The following is an 11,367-nucleotide window of genomic DNA, read 5'->3' as shown; positions in this document are numbered from 1 at the left end:
AATGATTGTCCTTTTCTTGCCATAAAAAAATCCCCTCCAGATAAAACAGTATTGAGTCCATCATATCAGATGGACTCTTTTTTTACTGTCTACCTATAGGGGATAATACCAGTAGCCTCCTCTTTTTTATTGTCATTTTTTTTTCGGTAAGTCGATATGATTTCATTTACGATGAACAGAGCATGATTTACCGAGCAAGAAGTATCATTTACCGCGCACTATAGTCAACCTCTTTCAACTGACATCGCTTATTAAAGAACGTTTTATATCCAAGCTGTAAAAAGATAATGACAGCAAAGGCAGTACTTCCAGAAATACCGAGTATGATGGCAATTTGATATTGAATAGCTGTGAACGGTGATACACCAGATAAGATTTGTCCTGTCATCATGCCTGGTAGGCTTATAATCCCCATTCCGACCATAGAATTGATTGTAGGTAAAATGGCAGAGTCAAAAGCGTCGCGTATGAGCGGAGCAGCAGCTTCTTTCGGTGTTGCGCCCAGCATAAGTGCACCTTCAATTTGACCTCTTTGCGATTTCATATTGTTTAAGAACGTATTTGCACCGAGAGAAACACCAGTCATGGCATTCCCAACTAACATTCCTGTAATAGGGACGATATATTGCGGAGCATACCAAGGGTCATGACCGATAATAACAAAGATAAATAGTAGAAGTGGCCCAATTGATCCGGCGACCATGGAAAGGGCGGCTACTCGTTTTAATTCTTTAGACATTGGGATGCTAACTCGTTTATAAATATTAAAAATTGCAAAGGTAGTAATAGAAGTAATGAGAGCAATTGTATAAAATGGATTACTATTTTCAAATACGTATGTAAGGACATATGCAACAAGTACGAGTTGGATGGTCATACGGAATGTTGCGAGCGCGATTTGTTTTTCGCGAGGTATCCCTTTTAATTTCACAATCCCGATTAAAATAAGAATGAAAATATAGGCAGCCGCAAGTTGCCAAATTTGGAGTTCAATAACGCCCTTCAACAGAGAGCACTTCCTTTCTAGTTGCACCGTTTGCCTTACTAATTTCAATAATGTCGTCTGCAATTTCTTCTGGAAGTTGTTGCGAGTGTGTGATGAAGATAACTGTTTTTTTCTTTTTTCGTGCTAGTTCAGTAAATTGTTTCATTACGCGTCGTTCTGTATCACTGTCTAATGCTGAAGTAGGTTCATCTAATAAATAGACAGGTGGATCCATAAGTACAATACGAGCAAAGGCAAGCCTTTGTTTTTCACCGCCGGATAATGAGGAAGCGCTATCTTCTAATTGCTTGTCTAAACTAATGGTTTTTAGTGCACTCCGCAGGGCATCATCATTTGGAAATGGTTTTTCAGAAAGACGAAGTCCCATTAATAGGTTGTCTTTAACGGTTCCATCAAAAATAGGTGGAGTTTGCCCAAGCATAACTACGTCACGACGTAATTGAATAGGTGGATAATTAGAAATTAACTTTCCGTTATATTCAATTGTACCGGATGTTGGAGATTGTAAATCGTTTAACATCCGAAGCAATGTACTTTTTCCGCTTCCGCTTTCACCGATAATGCAAGTAATCTTTTCTTTTTGAATCCGTAAATAAGGAATGTGTAGTATATCTTTATATATAACGTCTTTTAATATAAACATAAATCGCTCCTTTCTGATTCTAGTTATATCGTATCAAAAAAGAGGGGGAAATGGTTATAACGAACAACGTTTTTTCTTCATCTTGAGTTTTATTAATAAGTTAAGTAAACGATCTAATTCTTGGCTGAAAGAAATCACTTTATCATGAGTGAATCCGTATTGTTCAACGAGATAGATTAACTCTTTCTTTTTCGCTTCTATTCGATTGTTTAGTTTCGATAAGTTCATAAGTTGAATGTAATGCCTCCTACAAAAGTATTTATCACATAAAAAATAAGACCGAATGAATTCGGTCTTAAAGGAAATAATAAGACAACTTACAAATAGCATACACTTTTTATCAATAGTTTTTAATATGAAAATGAAAAATAAATCATTATACATATTGAAAAAGATGTGTCTGATAATTATATGTTAACTCATAAAAGAGGCTGCCTACTTAGTAGACAGCCTGTAAAGTATTAACCTTTATGATATTTGTACATCCAAAGAAGACCAGATTTTAATAATCTCGGTACACGTCCCATTAATGGTTGGTTTGCTAGTAAACCAAAGCCGTGCTTCTTACCGAGAGAACCGAGAACACCTTTTAATTTAATTACAGGTAGTTCGTCAGGAAGTGCTTCATTATTCCAACGTTTTAATAATATTTGGACAATTTGTTCTCCTTGACCTTCAGCAAGTTGGGCAGATGGTGCATGTGGAAGTGCTGCGCAATCTCCTACAACGTAAACATGATCGTTATTTGGAATATTATGATATTTAGTTAAGACAACCCGTCCGCTACCATCTTGTTCAACTGGAAGGTTTCGAACAACTTCATTCGCTTGAATACCAGCTGTCCAGACGATTGCATCACATTCAAGTGGTTCATCGTGGTTGTACACAATATTTGGTTCTACTTTTGTAATGTTAGAGTTTCGTATAATGTTAACTTTATGCTTTACAAACCATTCTTCTACGTATCTACTTAATTTCTCTGGATATGGGAATAAAATTCTATCTTTTCGATCAAATAAGTAGATTTTTAAATCAGAACGGCTTTCCCGAAGTTCACTTGCTACTTCAACACCACTTAAGCCAGCACCAACGACAGCTACTGTTGCATTTGGTTCTAGACTATTTAATTGTTCATATGTCTTACGTGTTTGTTCAATTGATTGTAGACTATGTGTATATTCCCTAGCCCCAGGAACGTTATGATATTTATCTTCACAGCCAAGTCCGATAATTAAATCATCATATTGGATCGCTTCGCCGCCATCGAGATGAACAGCTTTTTCTTCGAGGTCAATATTTGTTACTGTGCCGTATTGAATATTGAGGCGTGGGTGTTCAGGAAACGGTATACGAATATGCGTTTCTGAAATAGTACCCGCAACTAATGCATAATATTCAGTTTTGAAGCAATGGTATGGTACTTTGTCGATTAATGTCACTTGTACATCATCTGGAAGTTGGTTGCTTGGAAGTAGCCTTTGCAGAATTCTCATTCCACCGTAGCCGCCACCTAGTATTACGAGGTGTTTCATGATGGATTACCCCTTTTCTGTTGAAATATCCCCTAATCATAAAATTTTATATTAATAAAATATTTTGACTTTACTCAATCAAATTATATCGAATTTGTGAACAAATAACAATGCATGAATGAATACTCTGTTGTACAATAAGAAGAAAAGTAAAGTAAACTGTTTTTCCTTTGTAGTTACTATTTCATTAGAAGTAGCATGTTATATAGAAGAAGTCATCTACTTTGAAGTGAAGTAATGAAGTAACTAAATAGTTTAGACTGTGTAACGAAAACAACAAGAAACAGCTTAGTTTTCTTCTTATAGATAAAGTCAGAAGGTAATTTGTTTTGTAGTACAGGGGGGAGAATTTTGATTAAACCATTAATTGAATTTTGTGTAGGTAACCTTGCAAGTGGTTCGCAAGCAGCTCTAGAAAAATTAGAAAAAGATCCGAATTTAGATGTAATGGAGTATGGTTGTTTAGGATATTGTGGTATTTGTTTTGAGGGACCGTTTGCACTTGTAAATGGTGAAGTTGTACAAGGTGCAACAGTAGAAGAGCTTGTTAATAATGTATATGAGTATTTGGATGAAAATCCAATGTTTTAAGGTGTTGCGAATCAGCAGCACCTTTTTCATTAGATAAAACTTTATTTCGTGGGGAAGGCTAATACTGATTATTAGCCTTCCCCAATCGAAAATAGTGGGATAAATAAAAAAAGGCCCTTTTTAGAAGGGCTTTTTTCTTACACAAATTGTGTAAGAGTGGCTCATCGCCAAACGTTGTCAAATATGAGAAACGGGGGACATTCATATTGTGTTCTAAAAGCATGCATTTTATACTTAACATAACAAATTATTTTTGGAGTGAATATAAATGAGCCAATTTTCTTTTACAAAAATGCATGGTCTTGGCAATAGTTATATATATGTAAATATGTTTGAAGAGCAAATTTCTGAAGAAGATTTAGCCCTTGTGGCGGAAAAGGTTTCAAATATTAATACTGGTATTGGAGCAGATGGGATGATTTTAATTTGCCCTTCAGACGTAGCTCCGGTGAAAATGCGTATGTTTAATAATGATGGTTCTGAAGGAAAGAGCTGTGGTAACGGTTTACGCTGCGTAGCGAAATATGCGTATGAGCATAAACTAGTAGAAGAAACAGTTTTCACAATTGAAACGTTAGCTGGCATTGTAACGGCGGAAGTAACGGTAGAAGAAGGGAAAGTTACATTAGCGAAAATCGATATGGGGGCACCGCGTCTAACACGTGCAGAAATACCGATGCTTGGTGAAGATGAAACACCATTTATTCGTGAAAACTTCTTATATAATAATCATCGTTATGCATTTACAGCTGTTTCAATGGGAAATCCGCATGCGATTATTTTTGTTGATGATGTAGAAAAAGCACCTCTTACAACACTTGGACCCGTCCTTGAGACACATGAAATGTTTCCAGAGCGAGTAAATGTTGAGTTTATCGAAATTTTGAATGATGAAGAGATGAACTTCCGCGTTTGGGAACGTGGATCTGGTGTAACGCAAGCTTGCGGAACAGGGGCGTGTGCTGCAGTTGTAGCTGCTATTTTGAATGGAAAGATGGAACGTGGTAAGGAAATTACAGTTCATTTAGCTGGCGGCGATTTAATGATTGCGTGGACTGAAGAAGGAAGCGTGTTGATGAAAGGACCTGCGGAAGTAATTTGTCGCGGAGTGTATGAGTACAAGATAGAAGCGTAAAGATGTATAATGGACTAAGAACAGAAAGGAAGGTGTATTTCATGATTGAAGTAACAGAACAAGCAGCTTTTCAAATTAAAGATATGTTAAAAGATGCTGAAGATGGAGAGAAGTACGTGCGCCTTGCTGTCCACGGCGGCGGATGTAGCGGTCTTTCTTACGGCTTAGGATTTGAAGTAGAACCAAAAGAAGACGACACAGTTCTTGAGTTTTTCGGTGTTGAATTTGTTATCGATACAGAAAGTGCTCCAATTGTTAAAGGAGTAAAAATTGACTATAAACAATCTATGCTTGGCGGTGGATTCACAATCGACAATCCAAACGCAATCGCATCATGCGGATGTGGATCATCTTTCCGTACAGCATCGAATGCTGGTAAGCCAGAAGAGTGCTAAGTTTTTAGCAGAAATAGAGAAAGACCTTTTTAGCGATAGAATAAAATCGTTAGAAAGGTCTTTTCTTTTTGTGTTAAAACAGAAAATGCATGTAAAGTTACTTTAGATTTTAATTTAAATGTTATTATATATAGTATATATAATTTACACTGTGAATTCGAGATTCATATTATTCGTTTTAAGATAAGATTATGTAGACAAAATGTAAATAATTAGCAAAAATATACTATTTATTAGTTATATTTAATGTTAATATTTGTAACGAAGATGATTGGGAATTATGTTCGAAATAGTTGTAAATGCATCGGTTATTACTAATAGGTAGATTTATGCAGCACGATTGGTTCAACTAATAATCAGTGGGGATGAAGAACCCCCCCACTGATTAAAGTTTCACTTTATACAAAAAAGGTGCATAAGGGAGAAGGTTATAGCCAATTGTATAGAACTGAATAGTTCCGTATTAATTAAAATACGTTGATTACTAGATATTAAAAATACCGGGGGGATTAGAGTGAAGTCATTTAAGAAAGTACTTATAGTAGGGATGGCGTTGATTACAGTATCGATTTTGGGAGCTTGTTCTAGCGATACAGACGTATTAACAAAAGTAGGAGCAAAGCAACCAGCGAAGGCGGAAGGTGAAGTACTAAAAGATCAGAAGAAAACACCTATGACTACGAGCAAACGTGAAAGTATTAAAAATGAGGATGCACCATCATCACAAAAGCGTTATATTTCTCATGATGAATCTCAAAAGATTGAGGAAGGTATGACGTATACGGATATTCTTAATACGATTGACTATGGTGGTGAGAACATAAAACATTATAATAACCATGAAAAACGCGTATTTTATACTGAAAAAGATACGGATGGTACATATGAAATTATGGTTGAATTAAATACATATGGTTATGTTGTAAATATTGAACGTACTGCTATAAAGAATAAAGATAAAGATAAAGATACAGATAAAGAGAATCAGGTATTTACGAAACGTAGTGAAGAGCCTGTAAAGGAATATGAAGAAAAAAACGATCGTGTACCGTGGTATAAAGATGTAAATAACAATTCGGTAGCAGTAAGTTACAATCACTATTTGAAAATCAAAAAAGGTATGGCCGCGAATCAAGTAAAAGCTGCAATTGGACAGCCATATGTGATTGAGAAATATAAATCATATTCAGTATATGACTATACTGGTTATGGTGGAGAAGGATCATTACGTGTAATCTTTGAACCGAATGGAACTGTTACGGATGTAGTGGAAAACGGTTTACCACGATAATAAATTAGTTACGGGAAGAATTGTAGTAAAGTTGTCTTTGATTTTATAAAGTTTTTGGGAGCATCTCCGAATATAGGTGAAAAAATAATTCTCTTAGCCATGTTAACTACAGTATTAGTATTTACCGAAGGTTCTTCCAAATTCAATAGCGTTATTGTGGATGTTGTTGTCGTATTATTTTTGTTGATATATACCGCAGTAGGGCAGCAATTGTAACTGGACGTAAAAGGCCGCAGAGGAGTAGCAGCTTCCTTTTGAAAGAAGGAGGAAAATATGATGGAGGATATTCTTGAATTTATAGGGAGATACGTGATTAAACCTATTATTAGTTTAATAAGATATTTTGTAATAGAGATTATAATTGAGGGCATAATAGAAGGCGTAATAAACGGTATAAGGAAATTACGTGATAAGTGGCGAAATTGGCGTGAAAGACGTTATTGGCGGTAGTGTAGCTGATGAGCGTGCGAAACAAAAACGTTATACAGAAGCTTAATGGAATGACAATTTCTAAAGTGAAGAAATAATTATTATCTTACAAAAGTGTAATGTTCATGTCATGTTTTTGAATTTCTTCTTTAAAGTTTAGGCTTTAAGATAAGAATATAAGAAAAAACACATGAGGTGAAGGAAATGAAAAGATATATTGCACTTTTTAGTATTTTAGTTGTATTTGCAAGCCTATTAGTTGGCTGTGATTTAAATCGTATGGGTAAAGACGAGTATTACGTTCAAATTACAGTAGATGGAAAAGAATATAATGGTAAAGCTGATAACGGTGAGCCGTATAAAGATTACGAATATAAGCTGACTGGCTTTGATAAAGATGGTAAAGAGAAAGAATTAGAATTCACAGCTCAAAAAAACTTACGTAAAGATGCATTCTTACGCGTATACCACTCAGATAAAAAAGGTGTAACAGCTTGGGAAGAAGTGAAAAAAGACGAGCTTCCAGCGAAAGTGAAAGAAAAACTAAGTGTGAAATAAGACAGATAAAAAGGAATTGACGAACAGGGTCAATTCCTTTTTTTGTTTTCAAATTCTTCTTCTGAAATGACTGTAAATCCGTGTCTTTTAAATAAAGCAGTTGTCACTCCGAAACCAGTTTGCTTATTACCGTTAAATTCTCCAGTATAAATCGTAGAACTACCACAAGATGGACTGCGTTCTTTTAAAATAATATATTCTGGGTGTAAATTTTTGATTTGTTCTAATGCTTTATAAGCACCGTTTACGAAAGCTGCTGTGACATCTTCACCATCTTTTGTCATTACCTTTGCTTTTCCGTCTAAAACGTCATCGCCATTCCCGCCAATAATTTCGGCTGAGGGACGAGGTGTTGGTAATCCCCCTAATACTTCAGGACAAATGAGGACTGTATCTTCTTGTTGCAGAAGCTCCTCTATTTTTGAAAAGAGATTGTCATTTCCATCATACCGGCAAGCAATCCCACCTAAACAAGCGCTAATTACGATCATATTTTCATCTCCAATAAAAAATATTTAATGTCACGCCAATTTCTCTTCCTGCCTCTTATTTATAAGTGAGGTGATAAAAATGGGAAGTTTATATAACTTAATGAAACCATACAGTGAATTTCGAAGTAAAGAAGAGTTTAATACATATCAAAAGCAAGTTTTGAAATATTATCGATTTCAATTAAATAAAACGGATGCTACCATCATTCATTTTTTAGGAAAATATGCGGTAAATGAGAAACAAAAAACAGTAGGGGTCGCTTGTCCATTAATGGAGACGATTGCGACGAATGTTGGAAAGAGTATTCGTACAGTACGCCGGTCAATTGCAAAGTTAGAGGAACTAGGAATTATAAAGCGTGTTGCAACAAAAGAGAGACATAAGCGCGGCGGGTATAGTGCGAACCTATATGTATTTCTTATATCTGCGATTGACCGCATGGATGACCGTATGAAAATGTCCGCTTGTAAAAGTGAGGATAATGCAACTGGCTGTAGTAAAAATGAGCAAAAAAGCGCTGGGGAAACAATTCTTTCTAAAAACATTCCACAAATAAAAGAGAAAAGAAAAGGAACGTACGAGCTTGATGAGACGTATTGCCGTCATGATATACCGAAGCCTTTTATATACGCACTGGTGCCGATGACGAGTAATCCGAAGAAAATTAATATATTTTGGAGTAAGGTCGAGCTTGCATATAAAAAGAGCGGGTTACTAGAACAAGGTGTTTTACTGGAGCAAATATTAGCTGATGAAGAAGTGTACGGAAATTTCATTTGGCGAGTAAAGAGTGTTGTGAGAGCTTATAAATACGGAGAAATCCGTAAAAATGTGAAGGCTCTTTTATATAGTACAGTGCGGGATCTATTTTTAGAGGTTGGATTAGAATGGGGAGCAGCATTAAGGAGAAGTAAGGGAATAACACTATTTGATCCATTCAAAAAAGAGTCATGTGTATAATACATGACTCTAATTAGCTAATCGAACTTCCTTACAACTGGAACACGAATCGCTACAAATAGTACGAAGACAATAACAGCTATTGCACCACTTTTCATAACGGTTACGATTGGAATTCCTATTGCAAGTGCAATGGATGTGAATGCATAAGAGAGCGGGATAAAGCCCATTGATGATAGCATAAGTAAACTCATTACGCGTCCCATCATTTCTTCTTTTACTGTCGATTGAATCATCGCCATAAGCGGAACGATAGCCATTGCGATTGTAATACCGTAAAACATGCCGGCTAATAGTGCTTGCCAAAGTACGGTACTAAAGTTGATGGCTAAGAAGAAGACACCAGACAATAGCATCATGATAATACAAAATAGACCGCGTCTACGATTAATATTTCTTAAACCGACAATGACAGCACCGATTGCCATTCCGCCGCCTACAGATGCTTCTAAGTAACTAAACTGGAGCGAATCACCATGCAGCACATTTTTAACAAAAAGCGGGAAACCAACTTGCATCGGGCCGATTAAAAATAAGTTTAAAAAAGCGCTACAAATAAGGAAAGTTGAAAGGAATGGCGATTCCTTTACATATAAGATTCCTTCTTTAATGGAAGTGAACATACCTTTATCTGTATCTTTTTGTTCTGGCATCGTAAATTGTATTTTTTGAACGAGTATGGCCGCGACAATCAGTAATAAAATCGTAATGGAAAATATTGTCTCATAATTCGTAAATTTAATGAGAATTCCGCCAAGTACAGGGCCTAAGATGACCGATGCTTGGTTCGTCATTTGTGTAAGTGAATTCGCTTGTGTTAACCGGCTTTTTTCTACCAATTCCGGTAAGATAGATCCATCTGCTGACCAGAAGAAAGCATCAGCAAGTCCAAAGAATAAAGCGAATAAAGCAAATGTATATAGCGTTACATCACCGACAATGAACCATGTGAGAATGGTTGCGACAAGAATCGCTCGAATGATATTGGAGTAAAACATAATGTTTTTTTTCGGGAATTTATCAGCTACAGCGCCGCCGACAATCATAAAAATAAGCCTTGGAACACTAAGGGCTACGAAAACAACACCGAGTGAAGCTTCAAGGTTTAATGTTTTTGCTATGTACCACGTTTGTGAAAAAGTAAAAAAGGCTAAAGCAAAGCTTGAAAAAAGAGTAGCTGCCCAAAGAAAAAGGAAATTCGTATTTTTTAATAACGGTTTTCCGCTTCCTTCTAAAGCAGTTTTATTTTGTTGTAGTTCCTCCATATTGCTTCCTTTCTATGTGACAAATTTAAACTAAAAAACCAGTAAACGCCCAATTGGTAAGGGCTAATACTCAATGGGAGATACCCACAGCTGAGTATAGTTTCACTTTATACAGTTTCTAATATTTCTATACTGCACTTTCTCATTGTAGACAATAATAATGGATTTGCCCAGTAGCTATTTAACGACAAAAAAAGATGCCGAATGGGCATCTTTTTTTAGGCTAACGCAATATAAATATCCAGTTGTGCCTGATTTGGGTCTAATGCTCTTTCGTCGTAAAGCTCAAAGTCTGTTGTGAAGGCACGTTTATTTTCTTTCGACCATTGCCAAATATATTCCCAAGCTTCACAAACGACTTCAGCAACTGGTCCCTTTCTTGTTGTAAATACCGCATATGTAGCGGTAGGTATTGTTAAAGTTGTCATATTTTCAGGAACGTCTTTTAGTGAAGAAACTGGCATACCGATTGTAAATGTATATGTACCAGTTTCATCTGACTCGTAGTTGGAATAGAAAGCAAATGTTTCTTTCGTTTGTTGATTTGGGATGTGATGCATCATTTGTTCTTGAAAGTATCGGTTCCAAAGTTGTGGAATGTTTCCTTCAGTAGATGCCTCTTTTTCATTAGTCGTTGTAACCGAAACGCCGATTGCGTGGAAAGCTTCTTTTTTTACGATAATGGGTTCGTGTAGCATAAAAAATTCCTCCTTTTAAATAAGAACATTTGTTCTTGTTTAATATAACATATTTTTACATGTAACGGTTGTTATTTTTAGAAAATTTCAATCATAAAAAACAAACTGAAAATAACTAAAAAATGGTAAAATTTCTATTGTATGTATAAATAGGATAATGAGTATGTTAAAATTTTTAAGTATCCTTTAACTGTTATATAAACCTATACAGCACGGTGTTTTTACTATATTAAAAATATGGTAAAGGTTTGTATAAGTGTCCGATATATATGCTATTTTTGATAAATTAAAATAGTAATATTCTATGAGATTTATATTGTTGACATTGGGATTTCAACGATACATTTTCGTAGGTCGGATTGTTGCGAGTGG

At 35.6% G+C, this 11,367-nt stretch carries 13 protein-coding genes and 2 pseudogenes; 8 read left to right on the top strand and 7 right to left on the bottom strand.

What is annotated here, in order from left to right:
- Positions 1-208: 208 nt before the first annotated feature.
- From MR143_RS29875 to MR143_RS29860, 4 genes are all read right to left on the bottom strand, one after another.
- Complete coding sequence (locus tag MR143_RS29875) at positions 209-1,006, bottom strand: ABC transporter permease (protein WP_000679238.1); 798 nt, start codon at positions 1,004-1,006, stop codon at positions 209-211.
- Positions 990-1,649, bottom strand: coding sequence for an ABC transporter ATP-binding protein (locus tag MR143_RS29870; protein ID WP_000470269.1), 660 nt, complete (start codon positions 1,647-1,649; stop codon positions 990-992). Before MR143_RS29870 ends, MR143_RS29875 begins: the two co-directional genes overlap by 17 nt.
- 54 nt (positions 1,650-1,703) lie before the next feature.
- The gene (locus MR143_RS29865) at positions 1,704-1,877 is read right to left on the bottom strand and encodes an aspartyl-phosphate phosphatase Spo0E family protein (protein ID WP_001054086.1); all 174 of its coding nucleotides are present in this window, start codon (positions 1,875-1,877) and stop codon (positions 1,704-1,706) included.
- Between the two features lie 233 nt (positions 1,878-2,110).
- Complete coding sequence (locus MR143_RS29860) at positions 2,111-3,181, bottom strand: NAD(P)/FAD-dependent oxidoreductase (RefSeq protein WP_000682076.1); 1,071 nt, start codon at positions 3,179-3,181, stop codon at positions 2,111-2,113.
- A 351-nt stretch (positions 3,182-3,532) separates the two neighbouring features.
- Between MR143_RS29860 and MR143_RS29855 the strand changes: the two genes are divergently transcribed.
- From MR143_RS29855 to MR143_RS29825, 7 genes and pseudogenes are all read left to right on the top strand, one after another.
- Positions 3,533-3,772 carry a YuzB family protein gene (locus MR143_RS29855; RefSeq protein WP_000595026.1) on the top strand — a complete coding sequence of 80 codons (240 nt, stop codon included), beginning with the start codon at positions 3,533-3,535 and terminating at the stop codon, positions 3,770-3,772.
- Between the two features lie 268 nt (positions 3,773-4,040).
- Positions 4,041-4,907: a diaminopimelate epimerase gene (dapF, locus tag MR143_RS29850; protein WP_000077413.1), complete on the top strand. Its 867-nt coding sequence runs from the start codon at positions 4,041-4,043 to the stop codon at positions 4,905-4,907.
- A gap of 41 nt (positions 4,908-4,948) precedes the next feature.
- Positions 4,949-5,302, top strand: coding sequence for a HesB/IscA family protein (locus MR143_RS29845; RefSeq protein ID WP_000573825.1), 354 nt, complete (start codon positions 4,949-4,951; stop codon positions 5,300-5,302).
- Between the two features lie 514 nt (positions 5,303-5,816).
- Complete coding sequence (locus MR143_RS29840; RefSeq protein ID WP_202822324.1) at positions 5,817-6,593, top strand: hypothetical protein; 777 nt, start codon at positions 5,817-5,819, stop codon at positions 6,591-6,593.
- Positions 6,594-6,692: 99 nt separating this feature from the next.
- Positions 6,693-6,886: pseudogene (locus MR143_RS33605) on the top strand (hypothetical protein).
- 128 nt (positions 6,887-7,014) lie between these two features.
- Positions 7,015-7,083: pseudogene (locus MR143_RS33335) on the top strand (methyltransferase); the annotation flags it as partial.
- A gap of 143 nt (positions 7,084-7,226) precedes the next feature.
- Positions 7,227-7,580, top strand: a complete 354-nt coding sequence (locus MR143_RS29825; RefSeq protein WP_000833153.1) for a YxeA family protein — start codon at positions 7,227-7,229, stop codon at positions 7,578-7,580.
- 29 nt (positions 7,581-7,609) lie between these two features.
- On the opposite strand, the gene MR143_RS29820 is transcribed toward MR143_RS29825, so the two are convergent.
- Complete coding sequence (locus tag MR143_RS29820) at positions 7,610-8,071, bottom strand: 2-thiouracil desulfurase family protein (RefSeq protein ID WP_000635464.1); 462 nt, start codon at positions 8,069-8,071, stop codon at positions 7,610-7,612.
- A gap of 79 nt (positions 8,072-8,150) precedes the next feature.
- Between MR143_RS29820 and MR143_RS29815 the strand changes: the two genes are divergently transcribed.
- Positions 8,151-9,032 (top strand): helix-turn-helix domain-containing protein, encoded by an 882-nt coding sequence (locus MR143_RS29815; RefSeq protein WP_000535278.1) that lies wholly within the window; start codon positions 8,151-8,153, stop codon positions 9,030-9,032.
- A gap of 17 nt (positions 9,033-9,049) precedes the next feature.
- Here the strand turns inward: MR143_RS29815 and MR143_RS29810 are convergent, their stop codons facing one another.
- Both MR143_RS29810 and MR143_RS29805 read right to left on the bottom strand, forming a co-directional pair.
- Entirely contained in the window at positions 9,050-10,297 is a 1,248-nt protein-coding gene (locus MR143_RS29810; protein WP_000391945.1) for an MFS transporter, read from the bottom strand.
- A 218-nt stretch (positions 10,298-10,515) separates the two neighbouring features.
- Complete coding sequence (locus MR143_RS29805; RefSeq protein WP_000902161.1) at positions 10,516-10,995, bottom strand: GyrI-like domain-containing protein; 480 nt, start codon at positions 10,993-10,995, stop codon at positions 10,516-10,518.
- Between the last annotated feature and the right edge of the window lie 372 nt (positions 10,996-11,367).

The organism is Bacillus cereus group sp. BfR-BA-01347 (genome assembly GCF_022663835.1).
Classification (GTDB): domain Bacteria; phylum Bacillota; class Bacilli; order Bacillales; family Bacillaceae_G; genus Bacillus_A; species Bacillus_A thuringiensis_K.
Note: the sequence above shows the minus strand (reverse complement) of the source record. Positions and strands in the feature narration are given on the sequence as shown.

Excerpts from the sequence above, each read along its gene's own strand:
- MR143_RS29870 (WP_000470269.1), bottom strand. The coding sequence starts at position 1,649 with ATGTTTATATTAAAAGACGTTATATATAAAGATATACTACACATTCCT.
- MR143_RS29865 (WP_001054086.1), bottom strand. The coding sequence starts at position 1,877 with ATGAACTTATCGAAACTAAACAATCGAATAGAAGCGAAAAAGAAAGAG.
- MR143_RS29860 (WP_000682076.1), bottom strand. The coding sequence starts at position 3,181 with ATGAAACACCTCGTAATACTAGGTGGCGGCTACGGTGGAATGAGAATT.
- dapF (WP_000077413.1), top strand. The coding sequence starts at position 4,041 with ATGAGCCAATTTTCTTTTACAAAAATGCATGGTCTTGGCAATAGTTAT.
- MR143_RS29845 (WP_000573825.1), top strand. The coding sequence starts at position 4,949 with ATGATTGAAGTAACAGAACAAGCAGCTTTTCAAATTAAAGATATGTTA.
- MR143_RS29825 (WP_000833153.1), top strand. The coding sequence starts at position 7,227 with ATGAAAAGATATATTGCACTTTTTAGTATTTTAGTTGTATTTGCAAGC.
- MR143_RS29820 (WP_000635464.1), bottom strand. The coding sequence starts at position 8,071 with ATGATCGTAATTAGCGCTTGTTTAGGTGGGATTGCTTGCCGGTATGAT.
- MR143_RS29815 (WP_000535278.1), top strand. The coding sequence starts at position 8,151 with ATGGGAAGTTTATATAACTTAATGAAACCATACAGTGAATTTCGAAGT.
- MR143_RS29810 (WP_000391945.1), bottom strand. The coding sequence starts at position 10,297 with ATGGAGGAACTACAACAAAATAAAACTGCTTTAGAAGGAAGCGGAAAA.
- MR143_RS29805 (WP_000902161.1), bottom strand. The coding sequence starts at position 10,995 with ATGCTACACGAACCCATTATCGTAAAAAAAGAAGCTTTCCACGCAATC.